Below are 16,775 nucleotides of genomic sequence, written 5' to 3' on the forward strand. Positions count from 1 at the left end.
GTTTCCTTTACCAAGTTAGCTGAGGCCGTGCCCATGGAAAGCGTAGTATTCTGCCGTAGCGATGGTATAACACTTATTTTAATCAGAATAGAAGAAAGCAGAATTACAATAGTTATTGCACAGTATATAGCAACTGCGCAGTAAGACCATCAAAACTTCCGAAATAAGCCTTAAAAAATGGTAAACATAATGTTGGATGATAGGAAACACGTTAAAATAAAAAATGAGGCCAACAACAGTGTGTCGACCTCATCTTCCTTTTCATCTATCGATTCAATAAGCTTCCAACATAACGTAGCAAATCATTGGCAGATGTGGAGTTATAGCCATACTCATCGATTAATGTTGCGACCACTTCGTTGATTTTTTTCAATTGTTGTTCATCTGGTGTTTGGGTTGATGTCGTAATTTTAACTATATCTTTTAAATCGGCAAACAGTTTCTTTTGAATTGCTTCTCTTAAACGTTCATGGGATTGATAATCGAATTTCTTCCCTTTTCTTGCATAGGCGGAAATGCGAATTAGTATTTCCTCCCGAAACGCTTTTTTGGCATTTTCAGATATACCAATCTGCTCTTCAATCGAACGCATCAATTTTTCATCTGGTTGCATTTCTTCCCCTGTCAGCGGATCAGGGAGTTTTGTTTTATTGCAATACGCTTCCACATTATCCAAATAATTGTTCATTAGTGTTTTCGCTGATTCTTCATACGAATAAACAAATGCCTTTTGTACTTCTTTCTTGGCAAGTTCATCATATTCTTTACGCGCAATCGAAATGAAGTTCAAGTAACGTTCACGGTCTTCTTTGGAAATGGAAGGATGATCATTCAACCCATCTTTTAATGAACGCAATACATCTAACGCATTAATCGACGTCATTTCTTTTTTAATAATAGTAGAAGAAATGCGGTTAATCACATAACGTGGGTCAATCCCACTCATTCCTTCATCAGGATGTTCATTCTTGATTTCTTGTAAATCTGTTTCACTAAAGCCCTCTACATTTTGCCCATCATACAAGTACATTTTCTTCAATGGATTTAAGTTTGCTTTATCCGATTCCTTCAAACGAGTAAGAATGGTAAACATTGCCGCCACTCGTAATGTATGTGGTGCAATGTGCACATCTTTTATATCACTTTCATTAATCATTTTCTGATAAATTCGTTCTTCCTCAGTTACTTTTAAATTATACGGAACAGGCATAACAATCATACGCGAATGCAGGGCCTCGTTTTTCTTATTCGAAATGAAAGAACGGTACTCAGATTCATTGGTATGAGCAACAATTAATTCATCTGCTGATATTAAGGCAAATCGCCCTGCTTTAAAATTCCCTTCTTGTGTTAGGGATAGCAAATGCCATAGGAATTTCTCGTCACACTTCAACATCTCCTGAAATTCCATGATCCCTCGGTTTGCTTTGTTTAATTCACCATCAAATCGATAGGCACGCGGATCTGATTCAGAACCATACTCAGCAATAGTGGAAAAGTCAATCGAACCTGTTAAATCTGCAATATCTTGTGATTTTGGATCAGACGGACTAAATGTTCCAACCCCTGTACGTTTATCCTCTGAGAAAAATACTCGTTCAACCATCACATCTTCAATTTTCCCGTCGTATTCTTTTTCTAAGCGCATCATGTTTAGCGGAGAAAGGTTCCCCTCGATTTTGATGCCATATTCCTTTTCGAATTCTGGACGCAAATGTTGCGGAATAAGATGGAGAGGATCTTCATGCATTGGGCATCCTTTGATCCCATATACGGCCCCTTCATCGGTAAGGGTATATTCTTCTAATCCTCTTTTTAACATGGTTACTAATGTTGATTTCCCACCACTTACAGGCCCCATCAATAGCAAAATCCGTTTCCGAACGTCTAAACGCTTTGCAGCTGGATGAAAATACTCTTCGACCAATTTTTCCAATGCCTCTTCCAAACCAAACAACTCATCGCCAAAAAACTTATAGATTTTTCTACCATCGACTTCTTCTACGCCCTTATGCTTAATCATATTATAAACCCGTGAATGGGCGGATTGAGCGAGATAAGGACGTTCTTTTAACAACTCTAAATAATCGGCTAGTGTACCTTCCCACTTTAATTTTTCTTGGTCCTCACGATAATTTTGGACTTTTTTTAATATATCCATAGGTGACCTCCCAGTGAAAATGGTGATACAGATGCTATTTGTTACAATCTATGTCACTATGGACAGGAAAATGAGTAGTTAAAAAAACTGATTTTAAATTAAATCATTTTAGTAATGGAGAAAACGGGAGAAAAAGAAGGAATAAGGAAGATATATGAGCAATAACTTTTTATTAATTTTCTAAAAATTTTTGCCACCAGCGGTTGTTCCTTCACAAGGCTTAATCAATTCGTTATAATAAAGTCAACATACATTACATACTACTATTACTACTTTGTTAATTGATCAAGGGAGGATTAGATCGAGATGGGGATTGTTCTGATTATAGGGGTTAGTATCGCATTTTTATCAGCCATTTTCGCCGCTGGATATGAATCCAAGCAAGTTCCAAAGCGATAAATAGGTCTATTAAAAAAACGTGCTCATATTATATGGGCACGTTTTTTAGTGAAACGGGTTTGAGGTTTTCCTTGCCGGTTCCTCGTTCCTTTACTATTATAGAATGCTACTGCTACTTAATCCAAGCCTGGAAATCCTTGTTGCTTCAACACATCGTAGATAAGGATGGCAGCAGTGTTCGATAAATTTAATGAACGAACTTTATCCGTCATATGAATACGAAGGCAACGATCCTCTTTACCCTCTAATAGTTCTTTGGGAATCCCATTTGTTTCTCTTCCAAAAACAAAGAACTGATCTTGATCATGGTTACTAAAATCGAAATCGGTATAATACTTCGTTCCAAAATTTTCAATATAATAAAATTCACCGCTTGGATACTTATCATATATTTCATCTAAAGAATCATGGTAATGAATCGCCACATCATGCCAATAGTCTAGTCCAGCTCGTCTTAACATTTTATCGTCGGTTGAGAAACCAAGTGGGCGAACTAAATGAAGAATGGTATTCGTTGCTAGACACGTTCTCGCGATATTACCTGTGTTGGCAGGAATTTCTGGCTGAAATAATACAATATGATTAGCCACTTTGTTCACCTCAAACATTATTATTAACTTGATCATTATAGCACAATCATCTTATTGTTACACAAAATCATTTTTATCTTACCTAATTTATTTCGTCTTATAAAAAAGGCTTTTTTGTAAAGTTTGTTGCTTCGCAAAACTTCGTAGTTGATAGAAACTCCGACGTAACTCTTGTCGTTGGGATGTTAGCGGATTCTCATTCCGCTATTTCGTTAAATTTCCTCATTTTGTGGCGCGAAACGGTTCCTCGTTCCGCTATATGTCGTTTCCATAACGATTATCACCACTTTTGTGCCTGATAGCGGAATCACGAACCGCTTCCCCCTGTATTTAAGCTTTTTTTCATGAAATAGCGGAACCACAAACCGGTTCATCCTACAATCCGGGCCCTCATTTCGTTATTTAGCAAAATACCCATTTTGAGGTACGACCAGGTCTTCCTTCACCTTTCCTATTACGTCGGATTCTATGGTTAATCCATCTGCTTTGGACTCCTAATTTTTTTCATTGTACTCTTGAATCGAATAACTAAATATTCCTATCCTTTAAAATTTCATTGTTACCCCACTTCAGTCCCCAATTCGAAAAAGTTTATATTTACAATCAGAAGTCCATGCGCGCGAGTCTTCATAGGACCAGTACCGGTGTCTACTATTATCGGTGTGGGCGTTGACTAGTGGCATGCCATCACCATCTTTTTCAACGACAATTGTGTTATGATCCCAACGTCCATCTCCCTCGAAATCATAACAAATCACATCTCCAGGAAGTAATTCTGTTGGATCTTCTACCTCTTTCCCTTCTAACCCTTGATTCGATCCACTCAAATACCAGCGCAAGGAATGGGCCACTGCCCAGCTATAGCTCCAAGAATTGGACTGATACCACCAACCTTCCCCCTTATTCGGCGCCCCTCGCATTGGCGCTCCTCCAGCACGAAGGCATTGTGATACAAAATTCGTACAATCTACATCAAACTGCTTATACTCTGGATTATAATCATTCCACCATCGTTCCGCATACTGGACAGCGGCATGTCGATCATATTCAAACCTTGTGTTCCGATCTGCATGCTTTGCTAGTGGTTCAATTGTTGGAACTGCTTTTTCAGACTGAACCATTTTCACTTCCTCATCTTCCACTAATTGATTCCCATGAAAAAGTGCACGGTGAACATGTTCTTCTTCCTCATGATAAAACCTCTTACCTTGTTTTATGAAAAAGGTAACAGCTAGGTTATATTCTACTTTTGTTTTGTCTTCATCAACTTGATAACTACGAAAAAGCTTTCCTTTACCAGTCATACGCGGTACTTTATTTCCCCTTTTTTCATGGATACTTTTTTTGTTTAACACCCAGTTAGCATTTGGTTCTTCTCTTTGTTCAGTTAACTGTTCTTGCCAATATTGTTTGATTTGTTCTCCTATCATCATTGCACCACTCCCTCTTTTTACCCTATGAAATGGTGAAAGGAAGCATGAGTAGAAAGTCTAGATTAAGAATGAAGTGCACCAGTGCGCCGCTGTTCTGATTCACGAGATTCTGGTTCCTTTTTAGGGGTTCTGGTGTTTATTTACGGGAATCCAATTTCAGCACAGCACCTATTCAATAAAAAACACCCATCGATGTTAACGAACATCAATGGGTGCCTTTTCCAATTCTAGAAGTGTTTTCTTTTTCTCCATTCCACCGTTATATCCAACTAATGAGCCATTACTACCAATAATACGGTGACATGGTACGAGAATAGAGAGCGGGTTCTTATTGATCGCTCCTCCTACAGCACGTATTGCTTTTGGTGCTTGAATTGCTTTTGCTATATCTTTATACGATCTTGTTTCTCCATATGGGACCTTTTCTAACAGTGCTTTCCATACCTTTTTTTCAAAAGGAGTACCATTGAGGTGAAAATCAGTCGTAAATTCTTTCCTTTCCCCTGCGAAATACTCTGTTAGTTGCCGTTTTACTTCTTCTATAGGCGCTGCATCTTGAACCATTTCTGTGCAAAGATAATACCGTTTACTCCACCTTTGAAGACTTGACTTCAAATCTCTCATCTCACCAAAATCAATCCGACATAGCCCCTCACCTGAAGCAAGAATAGTAAGTGGACCAATTGGAGTTACCAATTCATCATAACGTAAGACTGTACGCTTCCCCATAGACAACCCCTTCTAACACGTTTATCTTTTTATACTGATTAGCACGGAGGAATGAACAACGTCGTAGCAGTTCAAAAATCAGTATAAGTGCAACCAAGGCTCTGCCTGCGCTCCTTGGCAATCGCCAAGGCATTTCTTTCTATTCTGTTTTACCCTGAGATGAGTGTACAATGACCATACAACCATTGTACAAGAGTCCTTATAGAAGTAGAAGCTTTTCCGTTACGTTTTTTGATAATAGATCGATTCAAAATCCAATCCTTTATCCATTTCTGCAAGTACTTGTGGATCCGACTCTTTTTGTTTTGCTTGTTTAATTGCCTCATATCCATCTGTGGTTCCAATTTTACCAATTGCCCATGCTGCTGTTCCGCGTATGACTGGGCGTGGATCTTCTCGCATCAGTCGAACCAATTCATCGACAGCTGATGTTTCTTTAAAGTGAGCTAATGCAAGAATCGCATTGCGTTGAATTGGTTTTTTGCCACGCCAGGAACCAGCCATGTTACCAAACTTCTCTTTAAACTCACGATTCGATATGGACAATAATGGTACTAAACTAGGCTTTACTAATTCTGGATCTGGTTCTAACTCTTCATGAAGATGAAAATCAACATGTTTATTATAAGGGCAAACAACTTGGCATGTGTCAAAGCCGTATAATTGATTCCCCATTTTAGAGCGAAATTCATCAGGAAGAAAATCTTTTGTTTGGGTTAAAAAGGCAATGCAGTTCTTCGCATTTAAACGCCCGCCTTCCACTAATGCACCAGTTGGACAACTATCAATACATTTGGTGCAATCGCCACAACCATCGGCAATCGGTTGATCGGGGCGAAACGGAATATTGGTGATCATTTCCCCAAGATATACATACGAACCAAACTCAGGAGTTATGATGGCACAATTTTTTCCACTAAAACCAATCCCTGCTCTTTGGGCAACGGCACGATCGGATAATTCCCCGGTATCAACCATCGGCTTATAGTGAAAATCTTTCACCTTTTCACTGATATATTGGCCTAACTGCTCAACTTTTTCACGTAATACATGATGGTAATCGGTTCCCCATGATGCTCGGCAAAACATTCCACGTCGATCACCTTTAACACTTTTAGGAGCATTTTTCATCCTTGATGGATAGGCAATAGCGATCGAGATAATCGACTGTGCTTCAGGCATCAACCGAGTAGGTTCGGTTCGTTCCTCAATCGTCCCTTTTTCAAAACCTGATTGGTATCCAGATTCTTGTTGTAACTGAAGTCGTGATTTTAATTCTGAGAACACATCGGCAGAAGTAAAGCCGATTTTATCTATTCCAATACTTTTACTATATTCAATGATATCTTGTTTCAGTGATTCATATGCCATCAAAATTCCCCCTTTCTATTGTTGTTCTTTTGTATTGTCAAGGAAATGATAGATGTTTCCATTGAATCTTTCTGTGATTTAGGACATATCCTTTACTTTTGCGGTACGAATTCGATTCAATGTTGCCGCAATCTCAAACCGACGTGGTCTTGCTAAATCACCTGGATGTTGGTTTGGAAAGGGGGCAAAAGATGCTAACCCTTGCTGATTCATTTGCGCTTCGATTTGGTCCAACAACTCAGCCAATGACTGATTTTTCTTCAACCAGCCTTTTTGGTCGATATGGCGAATCATTTCCGCAATCATTCTTGTTTGCGAACTATCGACTAACTGCTCTACATAATGGAGTGAAATGTCTGTTCTTCCCATGATAACGGTGGCTAATCCCTTCGCTTGGACTTTCGATTTTTTGCCTTTTTGCATTTGGATACTGCCTGGCAAAAATTGTCGGTTCGGAAGTTTTCCAAAATCTTGATCCGCCTTAGATGTCCGAGCAGTTGGATTCTTCTCTGCAATTTCCTTCGCTTTATCCGTTACATTAAATGGTTTATATTGATCCATCATAATCACTTGATCGGCAACATCAAAATAGTCACCAGAACCACCCATTACTAATATAGTCGATACATCTAGTTGTTGTTTCATTTGTTCTATTTTATCAATGAATGGAGTGATTGGTTCTTTTTCTTTCACAACTAATTCTTGCATGCGACCGTCACGGATCATAAAGTTTGTTGCGCTCGTATCTTCATCAATTAATAAGGTACCAGCACCTGCTTCTAATGCTTCGACCACATTCGCTGCTTGGGACGTACTTCCACTGGCATTTTCTGTCGTGAAACGATTGGTGTCTTGTTTATGTGGTAAATCATTAATAAACGAAGAGATGTTGACAGTTGTGACTTGTCTTCCATCCTCAGCCCTAACCTTCACTGCCGTTGGATCTGTTAGGACATATTCACGTCCATCTCCAATAATATGATGATAGACACCTCGTTCAATCGCATTTAATAGGGTACTTTTTCCATGATACCCACCACCAACAATTAATGTGACACCTTTTTTGATCGCCATTCCTGTTAAAGGTTCCTCTTGGTGTGGAATGTTTATCCTTACTTGATTGGCTTCAGGACTTTGAAACGGAATCGCATTATTAAGAGGTCGATTGCTAATCCCGCTTTGTCTTGGTAAGACAGAGCCATTGGCAATAAACGATACCCAGCCATTTTCTTTCATTGCGTGTCGGATTGCTTGATGTTGATCGGCTAATTTAACTGCTTGGTCAATCGTTTCATCTTTAATCGCAAACACGGATTGACTTAAAATACTTGGAATCGCATCAAAAAACAACTTCTCTGCTTCTTTTCCATTGATTCGACGACCATTCGCCGGTAAGCCAATCGATAAACAAATGGTTATATGATTTGGGTCAAGGTCAACTGCTGTCCGTTCTAAAATTTCTTGACCAGGGGCATCAATTGCAATTAAGCCACTTTTTCCTGAACCTTTGCCATGAATGGAGTTATTCGAAATCGCACGTGCGACCGAACGAGCAACCACATCTTCTGTGTATACCTTTCGATTCTGGTCATTTTTCCATTCAGCTTTTATTTTACGATACGCATCAGGGATAATGATTCTAATTTTAGAAGGAGACGCAAATGGATCTCCTTGCACATAATCAACGATGACTTCATATCGATGAAAAGAAAACCTGCCTTGTATTGTCTTATATGCTTTATAGCTTTTCCCATCTATTTGTCGTAATGATTGTTGTAATCGATTCATTCTCCTATCACCTCTTTTGTACTACCTAAAACATAAATTCGCATAATGATAGGATACATCCTGCTAGCGTTATCTTTCAAGCCATGTCACCTAACACCTTGTTAGTAATTATTGGCGACTAAAGCCAATTTTCTCAAGTGCCTGATGGAGACTCGCTAATGTATCGACCCCTTTGAATTCAATCCCTAAAGATACAACCGTCTGAGCAATCTCTGGCCTTATTCCAGTGATGGTTGTTTCAACACCGATAAGTTGTAAGGCATTCACAACTTGAAATAAACTATGCGCAACAGCAGTATCAACAATTGGCACCCCTGAAACATCCATAATTAAATATTCAAGGCCGTACTCGGTACTTTGCTCTAATGCCGTTTCCATAATTAATTGAGCTCTATGGGTATCAATTTCTCCGATTAATGGAAGCACGGCTATGTCCTTCGCAATCGGAACCACTGGAACAGATAGTTGTTGCATCGTGTTATAGGCGCGTTTGATTTTTCGCTCATTATTTTCAGCGTACATTTGACTGATGATAAACATAATTTCGTCGATAATTGGGTTGATCATTATGCTCACGTCTAACATCGTAATTGCCGCAAACTTTCGTTGTGTTAATTCTTCTGAAAAACTCTCCCAAATAACCGTACGAAATGACGATAGCAGTTTAATTAAATTTTCTACTGGGATCCCTCTTTGAACAGCAAGTTTTCCAGCTCGGTTTGTCCAGTCACGTACTTTATCTAATATAATCGACTGGTCAGTAAACAGGGCTTCACCTAAATAATGAATCAGCTCTGTACGATTTTCTAATATTTGTTTTTCCGAAAGACCTGCTTCTTTTATATCCTTAGCATAAACTTCCCCTTGTAAATCAATCGTTTTTTGTGCAAGCATTTCTTTATTGGAAATTACTCGCTGCCCTATATACCCTAGTTCTTCTTTCATTTCCCCTACCCCTTTTTTTCTGTGGTTAAAATTCTCGTATGTCTTAATCAGTAACTCTATCATATATGAATTTTAGAATTATTTCAGTAACGATCACTTACTATGGTTGATCAAACGTTTGATTAACTTATAACAAAGGCGCATGTTGCCACGGGTTAACAACGTTTTGATTAAACGTTTGATTAACTTATTTGCTCCTTAAAGCCTTTATCGCTAATACATCAGCTATTTTATGAAAGATGTTTTTTCGCGATAAACATAAAATCCGACGTAACTAGTATAGTGAAGGAAAGCGGGTCACACGTTATCGTTTGTTTTGCTAAATAACAGAATGAGAGCCAAAATCGAAGGGTGCCCGTTTGTGGTTCCGCTAATTCAAGAAAATGAGCCTAAATACAGGAGAAAGCGGTTCGTAGTTCCGCTACTAGGTAAAAAAGTGGTGATAATCATTAAAAAACAGCAAATAGTGGAATGAGAAACCGTTTCGCACCTCAAAATGAGAAAATTGAACGAAATAGCGGAATGAGGATCCGCATCCATTCCACCGAGAAAAGTGGTACGTCGTCGTTTCTATCAACTACGACACAAAAGCAACAAAACTAACAAAATAGTATAAATAAAAAACGCAATGCTTCGTTGCCAAATCAACGAAACACTGCGTTGCACACATAAGTAATGGAGCGGGTGAAGGGAATCGAACCCTCGACATCAGCTTGGAAGGCTGAGGTTTTACCACTAAACTACACCCGCACAATAATATAGTATTCACTTTAGTTTTGTTCACGATCAAATCATGCTCGTCTCGTTGCAAGTTATTTCGGCGACATTGTCATTCCTCGCAACTCGTTAATTTTTCAAAATATTTTAATTAACGTGATGTTTTATAGTATAACAAGTTGTCCAAATCTATGCAATAGAAATTCCTCTTTTTTTGTCGAAAATATTATATTTTTTTTAATTCTTAGTTACTAAATATTTCTATTCGATTACATACAATGATACGAAGAGCGTAATTAGCATTTCGCAAGGAGGAAAACTATGGCTGTTTACCAACAAGTATTGACCGATGATGGATTCGTTAAACAAGAGCAACTGCACTTTCCATTTGAAGAACGCGGATTACAATTTGGCGATGGGATTTATGAAGTCATCCGAATTTATAACGGACATTACTATTTACTGACCGAACATATTGATCGCCTTTATCGATCAGCTAAAGCAATTCGCTTGCACCTTCCATTCCGCAAACAAGACTTATGTAAACAATTACTTGAACTACTCGAGGTCAATCACGTTCGCACCGATGCGAAACTATACCTTCAAGCGACAAGAGGATCTGCGCCTAGAGATCATGCCTTTCCAAATGCAGCCATCAATTTTTATGCATATATTGAAGATCTTCCTAGACCGACAGAAAACCTTCTTCAAGGTGTAGAAACGATTACCACGCCTGATGTACGGTGGCAACATTGTCATATTAAAAGTTTAAATCTACTCCCAAACGTTCTAGCTAAACAAGAAGCAATCGATCACGGTTGCTTTGAAGCAATTTTTCATAACAATGGTAAAGTGACTGAATGTAGTTCCTCCAATATTTATATCGTGAAAAAAGGAATTATTTTCACACACCCTGAAACCAATCAAATTTTACACGGTTGCGTTCGGTCTAAGGTTAAACAATTTGCAACAAGTTTATCAATTCCATTTGTTGAGAAACGTTTTCTGCTTGAGGATCTTTCTAGAGCTGATGAAGTATTTTTATCCAGTAGTACATCAGAAATTATGCCTGTCATCAAAATAGATGGATATAAGGTTGCAACTGGCCAACCAGGTGCGCTAACGAAGAAACTCCAACACGCTTATGAGCAAGATGCTGGGATTAGGGATTGATTGATTTATATCCACACAAGGTACACGCAACTAGGGACAGGTGTTAGTTGGTAGCTTCTTTGATCCTATAGTTAATCCATATTAGCACACTGCCTCATTCCTCTATTCTCACTTTTCCAGTCTCAGTTCCAACCCACACCAACACTTAGTCAATTAGTTGATCTAATTGTTCTTTTACCCAAGCATTACGAAGTCTTTCTTGATAAATGTGATCAGCAATTTCATAGAATGCATGAATTCGACCTGTGTAATACATCTTTTGTAAAGCCGTATTCGCTTCCTTTTCTTTTCGTTTATACGATTGTAATAACTGCTGTTCTTGTTCTGTTAACATTTTGATCTTTTCAACTGGAAATGCAATTTGTTTTTCCATACTAGATTCACCCTGTTCCTCTATTTTTTCTACTAGTATGGCCAAAATCTCTTGAATTCAACCTCCTTTTAAAGGAACAGTTCTCTCATAAAACCTAAACAGGTAGAATCTATACCATCAAAAAAAGCTCAGTATTTAATCTGAGCTTTTTTTTACTATCTTATTTGCATTTCTTTCCCCAAAACTGAACCTGTTACCAAAAAGCTACTCGTTTATTTTCTAGATAAATAGCAATAGACTCAACGCCATTACAGCCATGCCACCAATTAAACCATAGATCGATATATGGGCCTCATCATATTTTTTAGCAGCTGGTAACAATTCATCTAACGATATAAACACCATGATCCCTGCCACAGCTGCGAAAATGACACCAAACATAATATCATTTAAAAAGGGCATGAGAATGAAATAAGCTGCAAGAGCACCAATTGGTTCTGATAACCCAGATAAAAACGATAATTTAAATGCCTTTTTCTTATCGCCTGTTGCGAAATAAACTGGTACCGATACGGCAATTCCCTCTGGTACGTTATGAATCGCGATCGCAACAGCGATTGCAATCCCAAGGGTTGGATCTTGTAAAGCGGATGTAAATGTCGCGATCCCTTCTGGAAAGTTATGGATTGCGATAGCGAGTGCAGTGAATGTCCCCATCTTCAACAAATTAGGATCATTAATTCGCCCTTCCCCTTTTTCCATATCTTCGACTTTCTTTAACTCATGCGGATTCCCTTGTTTAGGAATAAATTTATCGATCAACGCAATTAAAATCATACCGCCAAAAAAACCTGCAACCGTTAACCAATTCCCGCCTTCCGTTCCTAGCGCTCCGACTAACGCTTCTTGTGCTTTCACAAAAATTTCTATCATCGATACATAAATCATCACCCCAGCTGAAAACCCAAGCGCTAAAGATAGAAATTTTGTATTGGTACTTGATGTGAAAAAGGCAAGCACACTTCCGACACCTGTAGCAAGCCCTGCCATTAATGTTAATCCAAATGCGAGTAACAGATTTTCAACCATACTTTTCTCCCCTTTATCATTCGTTTATGTCCTTTTATTTATCGTAGTTTTTATTTCTTTACTTGATTTATATAAAGTGTAACTTCAATCAGTGGTTTTTTTACTCTTTTCACACTGAGTGTTAGTACCACAAGGTGAGACCCGCATCCCCTTGAATCAATCGGTGTGAAAGCGAGAGTTTACTCCCACTTAAACATCTCATTTCACTTCATGTTTTGAAGTGGGAGTCTTACGACGTTTGCCCGGGATAAATAAGGAAGCACTTCTTTCTCACTACGTCTTACTAGAGCCCATGCTTAGTATATGAAGCTACACTACATTTCGTTTCATATAAATTTCTCTTTATTTAATATATATATATGCTCCAAACTAAAAAAGTTTCCTATAGGAAAGATTTTAACCTTATACAAAAATTAAAGCAATATTTTATGATTAAATGTAAGAATTTCATTTTACTATTGTCATTTTATGTACAATAGTGCTTAATATAATGGCTCTAAATCCGCGCTGAGAAGAAACAGATAGGAAAACTTCCCTTCAAAACGAATCTTCAGTCAGTGGGGTTTTGGCTCTACCTTCGACCGAGTATTAGCCTGAACCAACCGGGAAAGCGAAAGTTTACTCTCCTTTAAATCTTCGTTTCATATCTTTTTTAAAGTGAGAATCTAGAATAAAAGAGACGATGTTCAAGCAATTAGAATTATTTTTACCATATAAAAAACAAGCTAGATTTTTCTAGCTTGTTTTGATATCCATTTATTGTATGTATTCGATGTTTTACTTGTACTGATCAAAAAGATCCCTTCATATAATTAGGACATGCACCTATTCAGGAGGGAAACGATGTTTTCTATATTTGGAAAAACCATACTAGTAATGGCGTTATTTAGACTATTATCAGGAAGCTTTGAAATAATAGCAGCACTTTTAATACTAAAATATAATGATATTGAAAAAGCATTAATCATTAATAGCTCACTTGCTTTTGTCGGACCATTGATTCTAATCATTACGACTGCTATCGGTTTGGCCGGGATGTCTGACAGTATTTCCTTTAAAAAGTTGTTGTTCATTTTTGCTGGGGTCGCATTAATTATATACGCTGTAAAAAATTAATCACCCATCCGCATATACGATTACAATAATAACAAAAAAATGTCAATCAAGTTTACCGTTCTTGATTGACATAGTCCACAACTTCTTTTATCGTGTATTTTTTTAAATAGGTGCTCAAATGTTCTTCTGCACCCATAAATATACTAAACAACACATTCTTCATACTAGCACCTACAATACAGTCTTCATTTGAGGCTGGGCATTTTGGCTGCAAGGCACCTTCCGAAGTAATTTGGTAAAGATCCCAGAGCGTCACCTCACTTGGATCAACGCCAAAGATAAAACCGCCGCCTGTTCCCTCTTTCGATTGAATAAACTTATTTTTTTTTAACAAACTTAATACTTTTCGAATTCTAACTGGGTGAACACAAGCACTTTCAGCAATTGCGTCACTTGAAGACATATGATTGGGTTGTAGGGCAAGATACGTTAAACTATGAATCGCTAGCGTGAAATTGCTATTCATCTCTCTGCTCCTCCTACTAATAAAGCCCCACTTTTTTCCTTTGTAATCATAAGTGGTATGATCGACGAAGTCAAGATGCTTGAATGTTCCCTATACTGGCGATCACTCAACAGACTGTTCACAATTTCTATTCACTAGATTTTTTTTATGCTGTCCCGCTCCGTTTGGCCGAACTGTATTTAATTGTTCTGATAACTCCATAAACCATTCACGATCATTTGTTATAAGAGCTAGATCGATTAATGTTTCCAGTTGTTGCTCATTATAGACGGTCGCATTCTCCATTTTCTTAACATTTTCCTTTGACACACGTAACGTATAGCCAATAATTCTTTCATTATCACTAGCGACTACTTTCAAAGCTACTTTTGAAAAATCTGGGTTTGCACGTTCCAAATAACCATGGATCAGTTCCCCATTTTCAGTTTTTGTTTTCACCCAATCGCCAACTTGTAACTTTTCCTGACTGTTAAATTCCATTCCTTTTACCACCTTTATAGTATAGTATGAACCATGTCATTTAGACAAAAAACACTATTTACAACTGATAGGTGTTGCCCTTTGATGAACAATGAAGTATTTCAACGCATGTCCTTTTCTCATATGGCTATAAATTTCTTTGGTTATGGTTAAAAGGTTGGGACGTTGTTTCAAATAAATAGCGTGTTGTGATAAGCTAGTCGTTATTTCAAGTGCTAATTTTGTATCTTTATACATTAGCCACCTAAACACAGACTCATCCATACAAATATATTTTATATCAGTTATTGCTTCCGTATAGATTTTATCAGAAGCAAAAATACCTCGATCTCCAAAAAACTCTCCAGGTCCAACAATTTTTATAACGCCCTGTTCCTGATTCACAAGTCTTACATACCCATCCGTTAAATAAAAAACAGCGCGTTTAGGATGTTTAGGACTATATAACACATCACCTTTTAGCTTGGTATTTGGCTTTCCATAATGATCTAACAGTTGATGATCTAGTTGTCTGTTGTTTCGTTTCGTCACTTCAACCCACCTCCATGTATCTGTAATTAAATTTGTTACATTTAATCGAGTAGTCAACTCAACCTATCCATACATTGATGGTGGTAATTAGTTAATATTATAGAAAGATCCTTTCAACTGCAATCATAATAGTTACAGTTAGTAATGTCAATCAACTTCAATCAGTGAGATGTTTCTTTCCTTGTTCATTGAACAGAATTAGACATATACTGGCAGCCTGTCCCAAAAGGATATGACGTAAAGGCCTCCCCTACTTACCTTTGAAGTGTGAGAATGCGAGATAAGTGTAACTCCATAAAAAAAACCACTCATTTTCTAATGGCGGTTCTTTTTCTTTATTAATCGTTCTTACCTTTGGTTAATTGTCGTCGATCACTTGCTAATGGCGGTTGCTCTAACCACCCATTTTCAATCATTAATTCAGCCCCATCTTCTGCAAATTTAGCTAACTCCCCCGTTAGCAAGATATACTTTGACGCTATATCTCTTCTTGCATTCACACTAAAAGCGGTGCCGTAGAAAGCAATCGCAATTTGCGTAGACAGTTGTACTTGATACATGATTAATTTGTCAGAAAACGGTGAGATCGTAGAATCCGTCACGAATGATTGCCAGGACATTGGCGAATTTAATTTTTCTTCTCGAAAAATATCTTGAAATTCATCAAGGTGCTTATTAGTTATTTTCATCCCTCGTTTTATATATTTACGAACCTTATCTGACTTTACAACTTGACAAAATCCTACTTTTAACGCTACATGCATATTCATTTTCACGGCATTAAAGGAAATGTCACCAATTTCCATAGCGGTAAGTGGGCGCCGTTGTCCAAACCAGCCTGTTAAAAAACTTTTGTCTGTAACAAAATCAATCGAGTTTGGTTTAGGTAGAATTGGCGGACGTGACAACAATCCTTTGGTAAGCATGGCATCCGTTATTTGATCGAATAAGTCCATTGTTTCCCGGTTTACTTCTATGTAATACTGACGCAAATCAGCGCGAATCGAGGTACTAACCGACAGCCCATATCCTGTTAACCCTTGTAACGTCATGACATACAGATAATACAAATAAAAAGGATCTTGATAGAGTCGTGGTGCTGTAAGGTTGACGTCTTCGTCGGTAAATCCTTTCGGAACGGGATAATTCTCCCCCTCCAAAAACGCTTTTATTTTTTCTACATGACTCTGTGATAATGCTAATGCTTGTCGGTAGAGTGCCCGAATATCTTCATCTTCGATATGCTCTAGTGCATACCTAATAAAACAAACGGACATGGTATCGAATTGATATTGTGTCCATAGACTCGCCATTTCTGATGCTGTTAATGGTAAATGCTGATGATTGGATTCCATAAGCCCTCTCCTTTTATTATGGTACCCTTAAGTTTTGAAGATTTGATAATTTTATTCGGTTAAAGCAGTGATTGAATGAGGCTGGTGAACATCTTTGCAGGCTGAATTATGTTAAAATT

At 37.8% G+C, this 16,775-nt stretch carries 15 protein-coding genes and 1 tRNA gene; 2 read left to right on the forward strand and 14 right to left on the reverse strand.

The window, feature by feature from the left end; all coding sequences use genetic code 11:
* Window positions 1–265 precede the first annotated feature (265 nt).
* The 8 genes from FCI53_RS12215 to FCI53_RS12250 all read right to left on the reverse strand — a co-directional run bounded on the left by FCI53_RS12215 (window position 266) and on the right by FCI53_RS12250 (window position 10,166).
* Window positions 266–2,161 carry a PrkA family serine protein kinase gene (locus FCI53_RS12215; RefSeq protein WP_138419251.1) on the reverse strand — a complete coding sequence of 632 codons (1,896 nt, stop codon included), beginning with the start codon at window positions 2,159–2,161 and terminating at the stop codon, window positions 266–268.
* Window positions 2,162–2,676: 515 nt separating this feature from the next.
* Window positions 2,677–3,150, reverse strand: coding sequence for a tRNA (uridine(34)/cytosine(34)/5-carboxymethylaminomethyluridine(34)-2'-O)-methyltransferase TrmL (trmL, locus tag FCI53_RS12220; RefSeq protein ID WP_138419252.1), 474 nt, complete (start codon window positions 3,148–3,150; stop codon window positions 2,677–2,679).
* A gap of 569 nt (window positions 3,151–3,719) precedes the next feature.
* Window positions 3,720–4,583, reverse strand: coding sequence for an amidase domain-containing protein (locus FCI53_RS12225; RefSeq protein WP_138419253.1), 864 nt, complete (start codon window positions 4,581–4,583; stop codon window positions 3,720–3,722).
* 195 nt (window positions 4,584–4,778) lie between these two features.
* Entirely contained in the window at window positions 4,779–5,312 is a 534-nt protein-coding gene (locus FCI53_RS12230; RefSeq protein WP_138419254.1) for a methylated-DNA--[protein]-cysteine S-methyltransferase, read from the reverse strand.
* 222 nt (window positions 5,313–5,534) lie between these two features.
* Window positions 5,535–6,683, reverse strand: a complete 1,149-nt coding sequence (queG, locus tag FCI53_RS12235) for a tRNA epoxyqueuosine(34) reductase QueG (RefSeq protein WP_138419256.1) — start codon at window positions 6,681–6,683, stop codon at window positions 5,535–5,537.
* 78 nt (window positions 6,684–6,761) lie between these two features.
* A complete protein-coding gene (locus FCI53_RS12240) occupies window positions 6,762–8,471 on the reverse strand; it encodes an ABC-ATPase domain-containing protein (RefSeq protein ID WP_138419258.1) in 1,710 nt (569 codons plus the stop codon).
* A 108-nt stretch (window positions 8,472–8,579) separates the two neighbouring features.
* A complete protein-coding gene (locus tag FCI53_RS12245) occupies window positions 8,580–9,416 on the reverse strand; it encodes an STAS domain-containing protein (protein WP_138419260.1) in 837 nt (278 codons plus the stop codon).
* 676 nt (window positions 9,417–10,092) lie between these two features.
* A tRNA-Gly gene (locus FCI53_RS12250) sits at window positions 10,093–10,166 on the reverse strand.
* A 288-nt stretch (window positions 10,167–10,454) separates the two neighbouring features.
* On the opposite strand from FCI53_RS12250, the gene dat reads away from it, so the two are divergent.
* Window positions 10,455–11,306 (forward strand): D-amino-acid transaminase, encoded by an 852-nt coding sequence (gene dat / locus FCI53_RS12255; protein WP_138419262.1) that lies wholly within the window; start codon window positions 10,455–10,457, stop codon window positions 11,304–11,306.
* A 145-nt stretch (window positions 11,307–11,451) separates the two neighbouring features.
* Here dat and FCI53_RS12260 read toward each other — a convergent pair whose 3' ends face one another.
* Window positions 11,452–11,679: a hypothetical protein gene (locus FCI53_RS12260; protein WP_138419264.1), complete on the reverse strand. Its 228-nt coding sequence runs from the start codon at window positions 11,677–11,679 to the stop codon at window positions 11,452–11,454.
* Between the two features lie 219 nt (window positions 11,680–11,898).
* Window positions 11,899–12,708 (reverse strand): zinc transporter ZupT, encoded by an 810-nt coding sequence (gene zupT / locus FCI53_RS12265; protein WP_138419266.1) that lies wholly within the window; start codon window positions 12,706–12,708, stop codon window positions 11,899–11,901.
* Window positions 12,709–13,551: 843 nt separating this feature from the next.
* Here zupT and FCI53_RS12270 point away from each other — a divergent pair.
* Entirely contained in the window at window positions 13,552–13,824 is a 273-nt protein-coding gene (locus FCI53_RS12270; protein WP_138419268.1) for a YqhV family protein, read from the forward strand.
* Window positions 13,825–13,876: 52 nt separating this feature from the next.
* On the opposite strand, the gene FCI53_RS12275 is transcribed toward FCI53_RS12270, so the two are convergent.
* The 4 genes from FCI53_RS12275 to FCI53_RS12290 form a co-directional block, all read right to left on the reverse strand.
* Complete coding sequence (locus FCI53_RS12275) at window positions 13,877–14,290, reverse strand: RrF2 family transcriptional regulator (protein WP_138419270.1); 414 nt, start codon at window positions 14,288–14,290, stop codon at window positions 13,877–13,879.
* A 102-nt stretch (window positions 14,291–14,392) separates the two neighbouring features.
* Window positions 14,393–14,770: an IDEAL domain-containing protein gene (locus tag FCI53_RS12280; RefSeq protein ID WP_138419272.1), complete on the reverse strand. Its 378-nt coding sequence runs from the start codon at window positions 14,768–14,770 to the stop codon at window positions 14,393–14,395.
* Window positions 14,771–14,824: 54 nt separating this feature from the next.
* Window positions 14,825–15,301: a Crp/Fnr family transcriptional regulator gene (locus tag FCI53_RS12285; protein ID WP_171038160.1), complete on the reverse strand. Its 477-nt coding sequence runs from the start codon at window positions 15,299–15,301 to the stop codon at window positions 14,825–14,827.
* 338 nt (window positions 15,302–15,639) lie between these two features.
* The gene (locus tag FCI53_RS12290; RefSeq protein ID WP_138419301.1) at window positions 15,640–16,656 is read right to left on the reverse strand and encodes a DUF3231 family protein; all 1,017 of its coding nucleotides are present in this window, start codon (window positions 16,654–16,656) and stop codon (window positions 15,640–15,642) included.
* Window positions 16,657–16,775: the final 119 nt, after the last annotated feature.

This window comes from Aquibacillus sediminis (assembly GCF_005870085.1).
GTDB classification, from domain to species: domain Bacteria; phylum Bacillota; class Bacilli; order Bacillales; family Amphibacillaceae; genus Aquibacillus_E; species Aquibacillus_E sediminis.